Genomic DNA, 16,069 nt, shown 5'->3' with positions numbered 1-16,069 from the left:
AAACCGTTGATTTTGAAAGAATTTAATCTTAGTAGCGGGAACAGGACTCGAACCTGTGACCTTCGGGTTATGAGCCCGACGAGCTACCTACTGCTCTATCCCGCGATATTTCGTGTGCAAATATACAATCCTTTTTAACTTATACAAACTTAATTTCGAAAAATATTTATATTAAATTTTACTTACCTGAAAGTCAACCAAATCTAAATTTATAAATTTTAATTTAATTTGAATCGGTTGGCAACACACCTCACAATCTTCAATGTAGTGTTGGCTATTAACACTATTGTCTAATAGCATAGAAATACGCTCCCAACAGTAAGGGCAGGTAAAAAAGTGTTCCTCCATAGCTTAGCTTAAGATACAAAAAAGTCGGTAATGCTAACCATCCCGACTTCAAACTATTATAAATTAAACAAAAACTTACTACTCTTTTTCAATGTCCATTGTGGCGGTAGAATTTTGTAAATCCAAATACATTAACCCTGGAGGGTTATTTCCTGATACCGTTACATATTCCTTATTCAAATTATTGTCGCTAACCATTAGTGTGGTTAATTTTGGCAAATTCATAAATTCTAAAGGCAAATCTCCTGTTAGCTGATTTGTTGATAATACTAACTCTTCTAAATTTCTTAACTGCGCCATTTCGGCAGGAATTTCACCTTCCAGTTTATTATCCATTAAACTTAATTTCTCTAATTTAGTTAAAGCCGCTATTTCAGTTGGAATGGTTCCAATTATGAAGTTACTTCCCATTAGTAACTCTTTTAAATTAGTTAGTCCCATGATAGCCTTTGGAATGGTTCCTGAAAACTTGTTACTGTATAATTTTAAAGATTCTAATTTTTTTAATTGACCTAATTCTTCAGGAATAGAACCTTCAAATCCATTCATAAATAACTCTAATGAAGTTAACTCTTGTAAATTTTTAATTGAAGTTGGAAGTGTTCCTGTTAATTTATTGAATCCCAGGTTCAATTTTTTCAAATTAACTAGATTCCCGATTTCTGCAGGTAAAGTGCCCTGAAGATTATTGAACTGTAAATTTACTTCAACTACTTTATCATCTTCAACTTTTACACCGTACCATTTTTCAACAGCAGCATTTAAATCCCAAGAGGAATTCCATTGACTCCCATTTGTTGCATTATAAATAGCTACTAGAGCCTCTTTTTCACTTGGTGAAACCTTTGCAAAAGCAAAAGCTGATACGAAAAGTGTTAAAACTAAAATGTAATGTTTTTTCATGGTCGAATTGATTTGGGATTAATTCTTACACGAATATACACAACAATTAGACTAAAAACATATTTATTCGATGAAATGCACTAAATTTTAACAAACACCTCCTATTCGAAGACTTCAATTTCCATTTGAATGGTTTCCCATTGCTCCATTAAGCTTTCTAAATCCTTTTTCAATTTATGATAGTCATCAAAGAAATTGGCTTTAGAAGTCACTTCTTCGTAATTAATTTCGAGTTCTGCATCTATTGCCTTTATCTTACGTTCTAAATCGTTAATCTTAGCTTCTACATTACTCAACTTATTGTTCAACGATTTTAACTTCTTCTGATCCTCATAAGACTGTTGCTTTTTCTCCTTAGGCATTTCCTTAATTACCGTACGCTTTTCAACTTCACGAAGGTTTTCAACATTCCGTTGTTCTAAGTAAAAGTCTATATCTCCTAAATACTCTTTTAACTTATGGTCTTTAAACTCATAAACTCTATCTGTTAAACCTTGAAGAAAATCACGGTCGTGAGATACTAAAATTAAAGTGCCTTCAAATCGTTTTAGCGCTTCCTTCAGTACGTTTTTCGATTTAATATCCAAGTGGTTTGTTGGCTCATCCATAACCAACACATTAAAAGGTTGCAACATCAATTTCGCTAAAGCCAGACGATTTCGCTCTCCTCCTGAAAGCACGCGTACATATTTATCAACTTCATCGCCTCGGAATAAAAATGATCCTAAAATATCACGGACTTTACTACGATTGGTTTCATTCGCTGCATCGATCATGGTATCATGAATCGTTTTGTTTCCATCTAAATACTCTGCCTGATTTTGTGCAAAATACCCGATCTGTACATTATGCCCTAATTTTAAATGCCCTTCGTATTTAATATCACCCACAATAATTTTAGCTAGTGTCGATTTTCCTTGACCGTTTTGTCCAACAAAAGCCGTTTTACTATCCCGTTCAATCATTAGGTCAACTTCACGCAATACCTCATTATTTCCGTAACTTTTAGAAACTTTATCGGTTTCTACAACGACTTTACCGGGAGTAATAGATACCGGAAAGTTTAAAGTCATTACGCTGTTATCATCTTCATCAACCTCTATACGTTCTATTTTATCAAGCTTCTTAATCAGCGATTGTGCCATGGTTGCTTTAGACGCTTTAGCTCGGAATTTCTCAATTAGCTTTTCGGTTTGCTCGATTTGCTTTTGTTGATTCTTTTGAGACGCTAACTGCTGCGTTCTCAATTCTTCACGTAAAACCAAATATTTTGAATACGGCTTTGGATAATCGTAAATACGACCTAATGAAATTTCGATGGTTCGATTCGTTACATTATCCAAAAACATTTTATCATGCGATACAATAGCAACCGCACCTGAATATGATTTTAAAAACCCTTCTAACCAAATAATAGATTCAATATCTAAATGGTTAGTGGGCTCATCGAGCAATAAAATATCATTACTTTGAAGAAGTAATTTAGCGAGTTCGATACGCATACGCCAACCACCAGAAAACGTATCGGTAAGTTTATTAAAATCTTCACGTTTAAATCCTAAGCCTTGAAGAATTTTTTCAGTTTCTCCTTGATAATTGTATCCTCCTAAAATTTCATATTGATGTTGTAAATCATTAATATCAACCATTAATTGATGATACGCATCGCTTTCATAATCGGTACGCTCAGCCAATTCGCCATTTACAACTTCCATTTTTTCCTCCAGCTCCTTAATTTCTTTAAAAGCCTGATACGATTCTTCTAAAACTGTACGACCTAGAATAAAATCGATATCTTGTTTTAAAAATCCAATCTTTAAATCTTTATCTGAAGCAATTTGCCCGGTGTCTGGTTCCAACTCCTTTGCTAAAATTTTAAGCATTGTAGATTTACCGGCGCCATTTTTACCAATAAGTCCTACCCGATCGCCATTAACCAGTTTAAATGTAATATCTTCAAACAGGTGTTCTCCTTGAAATGAAATCGATAAATTATGAATGTTTAGCATAGAATTGTAACTTATATCACAGAACCGTAACGTTTAAAAAATTATATTTGTTCTGATAGATTAAGAATGCAAAAGTACATTAAATAATATGTTTTCAAAAGGCTCTAAATTATATAGCATATTCACCGGAACTTGCCCTAAGTGTCATGAAGAATCGATGTTTAAAAATAAAAACCCATATATTCTTTCTGAAGCCTTAGACATGCATGAAACCTGTAGTAATTGTGGCTCCAAATACAAAATTGAACCATCGTTTTTCTACGGTTCTATGTATGTTAGTTATGCCGTAGGTATTGCCTTTGCGGTTGCTGCTTTTGTTATTTCTTACTTTGTTTTTAATGCAGGACTGAACGCAATGTTTATTTCTATTGTAGCTACTCTAGTGGTGTTTATGCCTATTATTTTAAGGCTTTCTAGGAACATCTGGATAAACTTCTTTATCCATTACGATAAATCGTTTGCTAAATCTAAGAAGTAATTATTGAAATCGTTTGATATCGATTTCTGCTTCCAAAGGAATATTATTCTCTATAAAATTGTAAAGCTGACTCGCAACATAAGGGCCAATCATAACGCCACGTGTCCCTAATCCATTAAGCACGTATATGTTGCTGTATTCTGAATGTACCCCAACCAAAGGTCTACGATCTTTAACTGTTGGCCTTACACCTGCAACTTGATTAACTACTGTAAACGGACAATGTATTATCTTCTGAAGTTTTTCTAAAAGTTCTTCTTTAGCCGTTTCAGACGGTTGATTGGTTAAATCTTTCCATTCATACGTAGCTCCTACGATATAACGATCCTCTCCTAACGGAATAAGAAAAGCTCCAGCCTTAAGTACATAATCAATTTTTAATTGAGGTGCGTGAATAATTAACAATTCCCCTTTTGCTGGGTTCAACGGTAAATGATTAAAAAACGGATTTTGTTTAATTCCAAACCCTTCTGCAAACACGATGTGCGTGGCTTTGATCTCCTGATATCGTACCCCACCTTCTTCAATCATCAATTCTTCGTAATCAAATAGATTATCAATAAGCTTATTGTTTTCTTGTAACTGACTTTTATAAGCCTCTACTAAAGTTTTCACATCAATCCGTCCCGTTTCTAAAACTTCACCAAAACCAAAAGGTGCATCAACAGATGGATTCGTGTTTTTAACTATTTCTGTTGAAAGGTATTGGGACAATATAGGCTTATCAGACGCCGTAAACCAATCGTTTTGCTCTTCAAGGGAAGCAAATTTTCTATATACAGGAAGTTTATAATCAAGCTTTACGTTTAATTCTCGTTCTAAACGCTCATACATTGGTAAGGCTTGTACTAATTGCTCCTCACATTTCCAAACGGGTGTAAATCGTTTTAAAACGACCGGATTGTACAAACCTCCAGCTACGGTTGACGATAACTGTGAAGCATTATCGAACACCATAAAAGACTTGTTATTGGTTTTTAACTCCTCACAAAAGCTAATGCCTGCCAATCCAATTCCTACTACGATATAATCAACTTGAATCATACTGCGAAGATAAAAATAAAGAAGCCTGCTTAAAAAAGCAGGCTTCTTTATTTTTTTATGAAAATCGGAATTAGTATGTCCACATATCTAATTCGAAATCTCGTATTTTTTCTTTAATTCTTTCAGATTCTAACAACTGCATTAAAGCATTATCGGTAACATATTCGTTAATCGCCCTATCCTGCTGTACGTTTTCTTCTTTATAAATTATAGAATTGAAACGTCTTGAGTTTAACACGTGATCGAAAGAGAACGGCATAGAACTATTCTCATTATTAAAGGACTTAGCTTCGTGTAATACCTCACGTGCATCTGGAAAGAATATCCAAAATAATTCTACTAAATCAGGCGTTTCTGAATCGATAAAGTTAACATCTGGAGCTACAGGTGCTATACCTAATAAACGGTATTTTAATTCTGCCTGACGCTTATCAAAATACCAAAGACCTTTAATACGATACTCTACAATATCTGCAGCAGTAAGGTCACGTCTATCAATATATTCAGCAGATAACTGCTCTCCAGCATTTAATTGCTCAATACCTAACTCGGTAGTATCAACTTTTGCTAACGCTGCCTGAATATCATCAAGTGTACGCTTCGTTTTAAAGTATGAATCGTCGTAGATGTTTTTTATCCTTCCATTTTGAATGTTCTTCATAAGCACATCGTACAATGAACGTCTGTCGCTACCAATATTATTGGTATCGATAGGATAATATAACGGAAAGTTTACACGCTCGTCTAAAACGATTTTCTCCCAAACCATTTTAGAATATAGAATATCTCTATCGTCTACATAACCATATTCTAACGGCTTGTCATTATCAATAGCTTTTTGAGCTTCTGTTCTAACACCAATCTCCTCCGGGCTTTTAGCATTAAGTATATTTGCTTGAGCAAACACACCTGATACTGTAAAAACAGTTGTAACGGTTAATAAAAAACTTTTTAAATTCATGTGCTTTGGTTTTATTTTTCTATAGTTGAACTTCAACTAGGCTCTCTATAATTTATACCATATCCATATCAACACAATATGGATATGATATTATATTTTAACTATTAGTTAGTAAGCTCGATAATAACTGGCGATACCTTTTTAAGGATTACGCTAACACCACTAGCTTTAGCTTCGATGTTAAATATTTGAACATCTGTACCACGTTTTGCTTTTCTTAAAGCTGCCTTAGCACGGCTATCTAGTTTATTTCCGCTTACGTTAATTGTTGGCTGCCCAGGAACTTTAAACATAAATCCTGTTACACGTAAAGGTAATTCGAAATCGAAATCGTCGAATTTCGCTCCAACAGTAGAAATTTCTAAAGACTGACGTTGCATCTTAACAGAACCGTCTTCACCTCTAATAGTACCCGTTGGTTTTGGTAAATCTTTAATTCTGAAAGTAGCTCTATCGCTTACACCTCCACCATCTGGTAAAGTACCTGAAACGTTAATAGTTACTTCTCTACCTTGAATACGTGTTGCATCCATAACATATTTGCTTCCACTTACTCGGCTTAAACCTTGAGCTCTAGCATTTACTTTGTTATCTGGAATACCTGCAAACGAAATTGTCATTGGGTTTTTAACACCACGGTAAACAACATTCATTTTATCTGCAGAAATTGTGGCTGCATTTGGTTTAGAAACCGTAGCGAACGATTGTGATACCGGAACTTCGATATCTTCACCATCCTGAGCGAAAATTAATTTACCTTCAATTTTGTGCTCACCTGGTCTACCTGTACCAACTTTTAACTTTACACGCCCATCTTCGATAGCGTACTGATCTTCAGTTAATTTCACACCGTCTAAAGTTAATTCTACTTTATTTGGTTTTGTAGTAGCATCTTTACGTCCTAATACAATAGCTCCATCAAATGTCTCACCGTTAAAGTAAGCTGATTTTGAAGTCTCCATTAAAGTAGTATAGTTTGTCATAGACACCTCTGCTGATAAGGTTCCTTGCATCATTTTTCCTAAAATCTCAGAACCTACAGTTTTTACATCAGACTGTAACTGTGTCATTTTAGTTAACGATGCTACTAAAGGAAATCCTTTATAGTGGTAATCTAACCAGTCTATTTTCTTTCCATCACGATTTGTTTCAGGCTCTGTACTGAACTTTTCGTTTACGTCCGCTACAACCGAAGACATACTAGGATCATCTCCTAAAATTTCAACAACACCGCTGCGGAATGTTTCAAGTTTTTCTAAAAACTCTTCGCCTTCTGGTTTTAATTTGTCTCCTTTAAAGAAATTATTATCAAGGTAATCCCCTTTATCCATAATTTCATAATCGGTTGGATCATCCACCGTAGCTGACATCTTAGCTTTTAAATCCTCTAAATACGTATTTAAATCTTTCGATAATACTCGGATTTTTTCAGCCTTATCTAATAAAGGCGCATATTTTTCTGGTTGCTCTTCAGCTTTTAATTCTAATCCAGAGAAAAAAGCTAAATTTCTTTGGTCAGCTGCTTCATTCGATTCTGTTAATCGAACATTCATTAATCCGAATGCTGAAAGCACTTCTTTCGACATATTTAATGCTAACATCGCAATGAAGATTAAATACATCAGATTAATCATTTTCTGTCTGGGTGATAAGTTTCCTCCTGCCATAACTAATTAGGTTTTTGGTTAATAATTAGATACCCTAATTAGTTTTTGTTCATTGCAGATAACATACCGCCATATACTCCATTTAATGAAGATAAGTTTGAAGCTAACGATTGCATTTGCTCTTTTAACTTCACTGCATTTTCTACTTGCTCTTGGTTAATAGTAGCTTGCTTGCTTGCGCTCTCTAATTGTACTTTGTATAAACTGTTTAAAGATTCCATTTGAGCCGCAGCTAAAGATAACTCTTCACTATATTTTTTAGAAGCTTCAATTCCGTTGGCCCCAGATGACATACTCTTAGCAGCACCTTCAAAGTTCTTGATACTTTCTCCTAAGCTTGCCATTAATTCACCATCAATTTTAGCCTCTTTAAGCATATCATCTAATTTTTTAGATAATAAACCTTGATTTGTTTCTTCTTTTTTCTCTCTTTTAGCTGCTTTTCCTCCAGCTAATTCTGGGTAAACTAAAGACCAATCTAAATCGCTCTCTACAGGCTCGAATGCTGAAATTGCGAAAATAATTGCTTCGGTAACAAGACCTAATGTCAACATAACATTACCTGTTAGTGGACCAAACTCCATATGAGTAATTTTGAATAGTGCCCCAATAATTACAATTGCTGCTCCTAATCCATAAGCCATATTCATGAACTTTTTACTTGCTTTTGACTGTGCCATAATTCTGATTTTTTAGTTAAGTAATAAATTACTTAAGTAGGTTAATTAATAGGTTGTTGTTTTGTTTATGATTTGATAATTAAGATTTTCTGTTGATTAGCTTCTTATTTTCCAGTTACCTGTGTCCCCATGTAATCCTGAACGGTTCTGAAACCAATATAACTTCTTGCAGAATCTGCATATTCGAAATCTCTTGAACTTACTTGTAAATAATAAGCAACATCTTTCCAAGACCCACCACGAACTACTTTACGTTGGTTTTCATAATCGTTAACGTTAGGGTTAATTGTAGATGTATACTCGTAAGATGACGGATCGTATGATGCATTTACCCATTCTGCAACGTTACCAGCCATATTATATAAATTATAATCGTTCGGCTCGTAAGATTTAGCCTCTACAGTATATAAGGCCTGATCTGCAGCGTAATCTCCACGTACTGGCTTAAAGTTTGCCATAAAACAGCCTCTATCACTTTTAGTGTAAGGACCTCCCCATGGGTAAGTTGCAGCTTGAAGACCACCACGCGCAGCGTATTCCCACTCTGCCTCAGATGGTAATCTGAAACGGTTTACCATTTGCGCTCCTCTATCTTTTTGGTAGCCATTCTTGTTAATAGTTCTCCACTCACAAAAAGCCTTAGCTTGTTTCCAGGTAACACCAACTACAGGATATTCACTGTAAGCATCATGCCAGAAATAATCGTTATGCATTGGCTCATTATAAGAATATGCAAAGTCTCTAATCCAAACTGTTGTATCTGGATACACTTCTATTTCTTCCTTTTTAATAACATCGCTACGCTTTACACCTCTTGCTTTCGCAGCTTCCTGGATATCCATATAATTGTACTGGAATTTAAATTTCTTTACATCCCAAGTACGTTGACCATTATATGATTCTTCCATTGGCAGATACATGGTATCCATAACCTCAGCGTAAAATTCGTCTGGATATTCGGCTGTATCGTAAATTAATTCCATTTCTTTATTTAATTTACGACCCTCGTAACCTGTTGGACCTAAACCTGTGTAGTTTTCGAACATGTATTTTTCGTAAACTGTCATATTCGCAGTATCGGCATCTTTAAATGCATACTCACCAATACCACCATCGCCAGGTACTTTACCAACCTCGTCCGCCAAAATAGCAAGTTTAGTTCTTACTATCGAGTCTCTAACCCAATTTACAAATTGGCGGTACTCACTGTTTGTAATTTCAGTAGCGTCCATATAAAAGGCACGTACTGTAACGGTTTTAGCAGGAGCATCTTGCACACCAGCTAAATCATCGTCGGCCTTACCCATAATAAATGATCCACCCGGTATTAATTCCATTCCGTATGGCTTTTCCGGATGCCATTTCTTTCCTTGTACACCCACTAGTTCACCCTTGTCGTTAGAGCCACAACTAGCAAGCAAAGTCATTACTGCGGTTAATAATATAAACTTCTTCATATCCATAGAAAACTCGAGGTTAATTATTTAAGCTTCGTTATTGAGAGCGTAAACATATTTATATATTTTTTAAAAAACAACTTTTTAAAGGAAAAAAATACGTTTCATCGTAAAAAAAAGGCATTTTATCGATAAAACACAACCTTTAAGCGGTAACAAATGTTAAATACTATTCTTTTGGAACGCTTTATACCAGCGCTCAGGCACCTTATTCTGGCAAGCATCTATATAATCTTGATGCATGCAAGGTAATAACGTATGTCTTTTTAATTTATTATTAACATTTGATAAAAAAGGAATCTCAATCCACCATCTTCCAGTCTTTACACTTTTAAAAAACACCAATTCCTGATCTTCTACCAATGCTATAAATTTCTGATAAGAATTATCATCTGAAAAATCTTCATCGTTAACCCTACAGTTAACACCTTCAATAAAGTACCATAATATCTGAGAAATTAACATTGATGTCATTTCATCATCTTTCGATGCTTTATACTCATATATTCCAAAAGAAGACACTTTATTACTTATACCAGCGTAGCGCGACATGGCACAAATTTCTTTACCATCTAATCCGTTTGGAGAAAATTTTTGCTTCAAACTCAATTCAGAGCCACGAACAGACGACAAATCGATGCTAACCATATTAGCATCTCGCATAACCGGTTCAACAATGGTAATATTATTAGATACCTCACCTAACCTATAAGATTCAAAATACAGGTTATCCATCAGGTCCTTTTCCTCCTGCGAATTAAAATAGGTTTGATAACCTATTGTTGCATAATTAAATAAATTATAGGGCTCATCTAAAATAATCTTACCTACAAAACTATTATTCTTTATGGGCTTTGAAGAATCTCCTAAATCGAACCTACAATCCACACTTACCAAATTCACCATTGGCTGAATATTATCATAAGCTCTGTAAGTTGCATATGTTAAATCCTGTGTTCCTCCAATAATTACAGGAATAACATTTTGCTTTATAAGGTCACTAACGGTTGTTTTTAATGCGAAGTAAGTATCTTCAACGGTTTCGCCGCGTTCGATATCTCCTAAATCGGCAATAATTGTGTTCCAACTCCCTGGAAACAAACTATAAAATGTTTTTCGGACTTCGTTTAACTGAAATGTTTCTCCTATATAATTGACGTCATTTCGATTTTCGAGAACGCCAAATACAGCAATATTTACACCTTTTAAATCAGGGAATCCTTTTTTCGCAGAATGAATTTTAATCTTTTTTCCTAAGGCTTGCGGAGAAAGCAACTCGTTATGAGCTAAAACCAAATCTGAAACAGGCGTGAAAAAATTAAAGTTCATGCGGGGTTAGTAATTTATTGGTTAGCTTACTTTTGATTAGTTTACTTACAAATATCATTAGAATAAATGAGTTTTTATACTTTGTAAACATAAAAATAAACTAGCAATAATTATAATTTCTTAATTTAAGAAATCGATAATTACTAATCCTTCAACTGAAAATTACTTCTTTTTAGCTGTTGTTTTCTTTTTTGTTGTCTTTTTAGCCGTTTTCTTTTTAGGTGCATTAGCCTCTATAATAGCTTTAGCCTCATCTAAAGTCATTTCAGATACATCTACTGTTTTGGCTAATTCCACTTTAACTTTACCCTTAATAACATTATGTCTACCCCAACGCGCTTTTTCAACTTTAATACCTTCGTCTTCCCAGTTATGCACAACCTTATCGATTTCTTTTTGAATTTTAGTTTCGATAAGCTCTACAATATCTTCATCAGACAAGTTATCCCAGTCGTATTTTTTATTCACGTTAATGAACATATTGTTCCACTTGATGAAAGGCCCAAAGCGTCCTTTCCCTTTTTGAACAGGTAATTCTTTGTAATAATATATTGGTGCGTCAGCTTCCTGCTTTTCTTTAATTAAAACAATAGCATCATCCAGTTCAACACTTAATGGATCCTGTCCTTTAGGTAATGACACATAAGCTGAACCAAATTTTACGTAAGGACCAAAACGCCCGTTGTTAACCTCAACGGTTTCTCCTTCGTAAGTTCCTAAAGTTTTTGGAAGCTGAAATAAATCCATAGCTTCTTCAAACGTAATGGTATTTAATTGCTGATCTGGGCTTAAACTTGCAAATTGCGGCTTCTCTTCATCATCGGCAGTACCAATTTGAACCATTGGCCCGAACTTACCTAAACGCACACTTACCTGTTTCCCACTTTTTGGGTCTACACCAAGAATACGCTCTCCAGATTCTCTATCGGCATTTTCCTGAACATCCTGAACTTGCGGATGAAAATCTTTATAGAAGTCTTTCATCATTTTAGACCAATCTACTTTCCCCTCAGCAATTTCATCGAAATCCTCCTCTACTTTCGCTGTAAAATTGTAGTCTAATATATATTCGAAGTGATTTACCAAAAAGTCTGTTACAATCATACCAATATCCGTTGGCACTAACTTCCCTTTATCTGAACCTACTTTCTCTGTTAATACTTTTGTCGCTAAAGCCCCTTCTTTTAAAGTCAGTTGCGTATAATCCCGCTCTGTTCCGTCAACCGTTCCTTTTTCAACATAATTACGATTCTGAATTGTTGAAATTGTTGGCGCATAAGTAGACGGACGGCCAATACCCAACTCTTCTAACTTCTTAACTAAAGACGCCTCAGTAAAACGTGCTGGCGGACGCGAATAGCGCTCTGTCGCCGTTATATACTTATTAAGTAAGGTTTCATTTACTTTCATTGCCGGTAACATACCTTCTTGCTCTACATCTTCGTCGTCGGTACCTTCTAAATACACTTTTAAGAACCCATCGAAAGTAATCACCTCTCCATTAGCCGTGAATAATTCCTTGTGTGTAGATGCGCTCACTTTAACATTAGTACGCTCTAACTCTGCCTCACTCATTTGAGAAGCAATAGCACGTTTCCAGATTAAATCGTATAGACGCGCTTGATCACGATCAAGATCTACAGAATGTGTTGCAAAACTTGTTGGTCTGATGGCCTCGTGAGCTTCTTGAGCTCCTTTAGCTTTTCCAACATAATTTCTTGGTTTACTATATTTAGAACCATATGCTTTCTCAATTTCAGCTTGCGCTCCCTGACGTGCTTCATCAGATAAATTCACACTATCTGTTCTCATATAGGTAATTAATCCCGACTCGTACAAGCGTTGTGCTAAGGTCATGGTTTTACTTACCGAAAAATATAACTTACGAGAAGCTTCCTGTTGTAATGTAGAAGTTGTAAATGGCGCTGCCGGCGATTTTTTAGCAGGCTTTTTATCTAATTCGGCAACTTTAAAATCGGCCGTTGCATTAGATTCTAAAAAGGCATAAGCCTCTTCTTTGGTCTCAAAATTCTTTGGAAGTTTAGCTTTGAATACTTGTCCGTTTTCATTTGAAAACTCAGCATCAATTCTATAGGACGCCTCTGGAGTGAAGTTTTGAATATCACGCTCACGCTCTACAATTAATCGCACCGAAACCGACTGCACACGACCAGCCGACAATCCGCCTTTAACTTTACGCCAAAGCACCGGAGATAATTCGTAACCTACAATACGGTCCAAAATACGACGTGCCTGTTGCGCATCAACTAAATCGTAATCAATACCTCTTGGGTTTTCAATCGCTTTTTGAATAGCTGTTTTAGTAATCTCATGAAAAACAATACGTTTTGTTTTTTCTTTATCCAATTTTAAAGTTTCCGCCAAATGCCATGCAATAGCCTCTCCCTCCCGGTCCTCATCACTTGCTAACCAAACCATTTCGGCTTTCTTAGCTAAGTCCTTCAGTTTTTTTACAACCGCTTTCTTATCCTTAGAAACTTCATACTTTGGACTAAAATCACCTTCAACATCCACACCTAATTCCTTTGAAGGAAGGTCTGAAATATGCCCAAAACTTGACTCTACTTTAAATTCTTTTCCTAAAAATTTTTCAATAGTTTTTGCCTTGGCAGGTGACTCTACAATTACTAAATTCTTCGCCATACTTCGATTTTTTGAGGGTACAAATGTATATGAAAAAAAGTTTATCTGCCTAATTTCACATAATATCTACCCTAATATATATAAAAAAAGCCCGTTTTCAACATGTAAAAAACGGGCTTTTTAATTCATTTTACAATTTATTCTACCGATGTTCCTATTTCATCGATAACGTGTGTTTCATTAAAACCTATAACGTGTTTATATATTAAATAGGTAGGATGATATACAAAAGGAGCTGTGATTAACACCCCAATTCCACAAAGTAAAAACCCTACAATTTGAGCTAATAATGATGCTACTATAATTAAACCAAATGTAATAAGCCATTTCTTATTCCCTAATTTAAAACTCGCCTTCACAATATCTCCAACACTTAACTCTGGGTTGAAGGCAAAAATTAAATTAAAAAACGTTATCGGCACCATAACATATATTAAAGGTAGATAACATAATAATGCCGCAACAATTGAAATTCCAACGGTTGCTAAAAGCAACACAAACAGTTTCGACAAATAATTCATTTTAAAGAAATAAAAGAAATCTGATGTCGTGGTTGCTTCTCCATAATCCAGTTTTTTTATAATTCGGAAAAAAGCAGCATTGATGGCTATGGTTAAAGTTCCTAATAGAACTGCACCAACAGAAACCAACAACACGTAGATAACCGAAATTCCCGCCATAAAATTATCGATGGCCTGTGTATCGCCATATCCATTATTTTGTTGCGCAATCATCATTGTTATAAACGGAATGTAAAAAACAATAAGAATTGGCAGCATAACAATCAAGGTAAATAATTGCATTAAAAAACCCTGAACCCAGGTTTTCTTAAACAATTCAATAGACTCACTAAAGATATTTCCAAAGTCTAAATCTTTAGCCTGAGCTATTTTTTCTAATAACGTCGTAGTTGTATTCATCTAGTATTTTTGATTAGTGTATAGTCAAAGTAACTATTTTCTGTCTTATTTCACAAAAATTATTATTTATTTAAGTTCTGACACTTTGTCAGAAACAATAAATTAATTGTATCTTTGCATGCTTATTGAGAGACACGTGTGATCTAGATAGTTATGGAGAAAATTATAGACGAAAACAAACAAGGAGAAACTTTGGTACTTAACCAAAAAGACGGCAATACGCGTAAACTTTTTATTGAAAGTTATGGTTGCCAAATGAATTTTAGTGATAGTGAGATTGTTGCTTCTATTCTTACAGAGCAAGGTTATAACACGACGCAAAACTTAGAAGATGCCGATTTAGTTCTGGTTAACACCTGCTCTATTCGTGATAAAGCAGAGCAAACCGTTCGCAAACGTTTGGAAAAATATAACGCCGTAAAAAAATCACACAACCCAGGTATGAAGGTTGGGGTTTTAGGTTGTATGGCTGAGCGTTTAAAAACAAAATTCTTAGAAGAAGAAAAAATCGTGGATCTTGTTGTAGGTCCTGATGCTTATAAAGATTTACCGAATTTATTATCCGAAGTTGAAGAAGGTAGAGACGCTATTAATGTCATTCTATCTAAAGAAGAAACTTACGGTGATATTGCTCCAGTGCGTTTAAACACCAACGGCGTAACGGCTTTTGTATCTATTACACGTGGGTGCGATAATATGTGTACGTTCTGTGTGGTCCCGTTTACGCGCGGTCGTGAGCGCAGTAGAGATCCACAAAGTATCATGGAAGAAATCACCGATTTATGGAACAGAGGCTTTAAAGAAGTTACGCTTCTTGGTCAGAATGTAGATAGTTTCCTTTGGTATGGCGGCGGACTTAAAAAAGACTTTGAAAAAGCCAGCGATATCCAAAAAGCAACAGCGGTAAACTTCGCTCAACTATTAGACATGTGCGCCACGACATTCCCTAAAATGCGTTTCCGTTTCTCAACATCTAATCCTCAGGATATGACTTTAGATGTAATTGAGTCTATGGCAAAACACAGAAATATTTGTAAATACATTCACCTTCCAGTACAAAGTGGTAGCAACCGTATTTTACAGGAAATGAACCGCCAGCATACCCGCGAAGAGTATTTCGAATTAATAGATAACATTAAACGTCTTATTCCAGACTGTGCTATTTCACAGGATATGATTTCTGGTTTCCCTACCGAGACCGAAGAAGATCACCAAGATACACTTAGTTTAATGGAATATGTAAAATACGACTTCGGTTTCATGTTTGCTTATTCTGAACGTCCAGGGACTTTAGCTGAAAGAAAAATGGAAGACGATATTCCTGAAGACACTAAAAAACGTCGTTTGCAGGAAATTATTGAGTTACAACAAGAACACAGCTTCTACCGCACCAAACAGCATTTAGGTAAAATTGAAGAAGTGCTTATTGAAAAACTTTCAAAACGTTCAAGCGAACACTGGTCTGGACGTAATAGCCAAAACACAGTGGTTGTTTTCCCAAAAGGCGATTACAAACCAGGCGATTTTGTTAATGTAAAAATCACCGACTGTACCAGCACCACTTTAATTGGTGAAGCTGTAGGCTATTCAGAAAATAACTAATAATAAT

Annotated in this window: 13 protein-coding genes and 1 tRNA gene; 2 read left to right on the top strand and 12 right to left on the bottom strand. The window is 35.2% G+C overall.

Annotation, left to right across the window (positions count from 1 at the left end; translation table 11 throughout):
- Window positions 1-32: 32 nt before the first annotated feature.
- The 4 genes from ICJ85_RS11930 to ICJ85_RS11915 all read right to left on the bottom strand — a co-directional run bounded on the left by ICJ85_RS11930 (window position 33) and on the right by ICJ85_RS11915 (window position 3,260).
- Window positions 33-105, bottom strand: a tRNA-Met gene (locus tag ICJ85_RS11930).
- Window positions 106-171: 66 nt separating this feature from the next.
- Complete coding sequence (locus ICJ85_RS11925; RefSeq protein ID WP_394354420.1) at window positions 172-300, bottom strand: CPXCG motif-containing cysteine-rich protein; 129 nt, start codon at window positions 298-300, stop codon at window positions 172-174.
- Between the two features lie 126 nt (window positions 301-426).
- On the bottom strand, window positions 427-1,251 hold the full coding sequence (locus ICJ85_RS11920) for a leucine-rich repeat domain-containing protein (RefSeq protein WP_188224019.1): 825 nt from the start codon (window positions 1,249-1,251) through the stop codon (window positions 427-429).
- A 101-nt stretch (window positions 1,252-1,352) separates the two neighbouring features.
- Window positions 1,353-3,260 carry an ABC-F family ATP-binding cassette domain-containing protein gene (locus tag ICJ85_RS11915; RefSeq protein WP_188224018.1) on the bottom strand — a complete coding sequence of 636 codons (1,908 nt, stop codon included), beginning with the start codon at window positions 3,258-3,260 and terminating at the stop codon, window positions 1,353-1,355.
- Window positions 3,261-3,348: 88 nt separating this feature from the next.
- Between ICJ85_RS11915 and ICJ85_RS11910 the strand changes: the two genes are divergently transcribed.
- The gene (locus ICJ85_RS11910) at window positions 3,349-3,738 is read left to right on the top strand and encodes a DUF983 domain-containing protein (protein WP_188224017.1); all 390 of its coding nucleotides are present in this window, start codon (window positions 3,349-3,351) and stop codon (window positions 3,736-3,738) included.
- Here the strand turns inward: ICJ85_RS11910 and ICJ85_RS11905 are convergent, their stop codons facing one another.
- The 8 genes from ICJ85_RS11905 to ICJ85_RS11870 all read right to left on the bottom strand — a co-directional run bounded on the left by ICJ85_RS11905 (window position 3,739) and on the right by ICJ85_RS11870 (window position 14,460).
- Window positions 3,739-4,782 carry an NAD(P)/FAD-dependent oxidoreductase gene (locus tag ICJ85_RS11905; protein WP_188224016.1) on the bottom strand — a complete coding sequence of 348 codons (1,044 nt, stop codon included), beginning with the start codon at window positions 4,780-4,782 and terminating at the stop codon, window positions 3,739-3,741.
- 70 nt (window positions 4,783-4,852) lie between these two features.
- Window positions 4,853-5,743, bottom strand: a complete 891-nt coding sequence (gene porN / locus ICJ85_RS11900) for a type IX secretion system ring subunit PorN/GldN (protein ID WP_188224015.1) — start codon at window positions 5,741-5,743, stop codon at window positions 4,853-4,855.
- A 104-nt stretch (window positions 5,744-5,847) separates the two neighbouring features.
- Window positions 5,848-7,410: a type IX secretion system motor protein PorM/GldM gene (gene porM / locus ICJ85_RS11895; RefSeq protein ID WP_188224014.1), complete on the bottom strand. Its 1,563-nt coding sequence runs from the start codon at window positions 7,408-7,410 to the stop codon at window positions 5,848-5,850.
- Between the two features lie 38 nt (window positions 7,411-7,448).
- On the bottom strand, window positions 7,449-8,090 hold the full coding sequence (porL, locus tag ICJ85_RS11890) for a type IX secretion system motor protein PorL/GldL (protein WP_188224013.1): 642 nt from the start codon (window positions 8,088-8,090) through the stop codon (window positions 7,449-7,451).
- A 104-nt stretch (window positions 8,091-8,194) separates the two neighbouring features.
- The gene (gene porK, locus ICJ85_RS11885) at window positions 8,195-9,547 is read right to left on the bottom strand and encodes a T9SS ring complex lipoprotein PorK/GldK (protein WP_188224012.1); all 1,353 of its coding nucleotides are present in this window, start codon (window positions 9,545-9,547) and stop codon (window positions 8,195-8,197) included.
- 162 nt (window positions 9,548-9,709) lie between these two features.
- Window positions 9,710-10,876, bottom strand: coding sequence for a formimidoylglutamase (locus ICJ85_RS11880; RefSeq protein WP_188224011.1), 1,167 nt, complete (start codon window positions 10,874-10,876; stop codon window positions 9,710-9,712).
- Between the two features lie 162 nt (window positions 10,877-11,038).
- Entirely contained in the window at window positions 11,039-13,540 is a 2,502-nt protein-coding gene (gene topA, locus ICJ85_RS11875; protein WP_188224010.1) for a type I DNA topoisomerase, read from the bottom strand.
- 137 nt (window positions 13,541-13,677) lie between these two features.
- Window positions 13,678-14,460 carry a hypothetical protein gene (locus ICJ85_RS11870; RefSeq protein WP_188224009.1) on the bottom strand — a complete coding sequence of 261 codons (783 nt, stop codon included), beginning with the start codon at window positions 14,458-14,460 and terminating at the stop codon, window positions 13,678-13,680.
- Between the two features lie 153 nt (window positions 14,461-14,613).
- On the opposite strand from ICJ85_RS11870, the gene miaB reads away from it, so the two are divergent.
- On the top strand, window positions 14,614-16,062 hold the full coding sequence (gene miaB, locus ICJ85_RS11865) for a tRNA (N6-isopentenyl adenosine(37)-C2)-methylthiotransferase MiaB (protein WP_188224008.1): 1,449 nt from the start codon (window positions 14,614-14,616) through the stop codon (window positions 16,060-16,062).
- Window positions 16,063-16,069: the final 7 nt, after the last annotated feature.

The sequence above is a fragment of the Aestuariibaculum marinum genome, from assembly GCF_014596975.1.
Taxonomy (GTDB): domain Bacteria; phylum Bacteroidota; class Bacteroidia; order Flavobacteriales; family Flavobacteriaceae; genus Aestuariibaculum; species Aestuariibaculum marinum.
The sequence above is the reverse complement of the archived record's forward strand: the minus strand, read 5'-3'. Positions and strand labels throughout refer to the sequence as shown.

Bases quoted from the DNA above. Each gene is read 5' to 3' on its own strand.
- ICJ85_RS11925 (WP_394354420.1), bottom strand. From the start codon at position 300: ATGCTATTAGACAATAGTGTTAATAGCCAACACTACATTGAAGATTGT.
- ICJ85_RS11920 (WP_188224019.1), bottom strand. From the start codon at position 1,251: ATGAAAAAACATTACATTTTAGTTTTAACACTTTTCGTATCAGCTTTT.
- porL (WP_188224013.1), bottom strand. From the start codon at position 8,090: ATGGCACAGTCAAAAGCAAGTAAAAAGTTCATGAATATGGCTTATGGA.
- ICJ85_RS11880 (WP_188224011.1), bottom strand. From the start codon at position 10,876: ATGAACTTTAATTTTTTCACGCCTGTTTCAGATTTGGTTTTAGCTCAT.
- ICJ85_RS11905 (WP_188224016.1), bottom strand. From the start codon at position 4,782: ATGATTCAAGTTGATTATATCGTAGTAGGAATTGGATTGGCAGGCATT.
- ICJ85_RS11915 (WP_188224018.1), bottom strand. From the start codon at position 3,260: ATGCTAAACATTCATAATTTATCGATTTCATTTCAAGGAGAACACCTG.
- porK (WP_188224012.1), bottom strand. From the start codon at position 9,547: ATGAAGAAGTTTATATTATTAACCGCAGTAATGACTTTGCTTGCTAGT.
- porN (WP_188224015.1), bottom strand. From the start codon at position 5,743: ATGAATTTAAAAAGTTTTTTATTAACCGTTACAACTGTTTTTACAGTA.
- ICJ85_RS11870 (WP_188224009.1), bottom strand. From the start codon at position 14,460: ATGAATACAACTACGACGTTATTAGAAAAAATAGCTCAGGCTAAAGAT.
- porM (WP_188224014.1), bottom strand. From the start codon at position 7,410: ATGGCAGGAGGAAACTTATCACCCAGACAGAAAATGATTAATCTGATG.
- miaB (WP_188224008.1), top strand. From the start codon at position 14,614: ATGGAGAAAATTATAGACGAAAACAAACAAGGAGAAACTTTGGTACTT.
- topA (WP_188224010.1), bottom strand. From the start codon at position 13,540: ATGGCGAAGAATTTAGTAATTGTAGAGTCACCTGCCAAGGCAAAAACT.
- ICJ85_RS11910 (WP_188224017.1), top strand. From the start codon at position 3,349: ATGTTTTCAAAAGGCTCTAAATTATATAGCATATTCACCGGAACTTGC.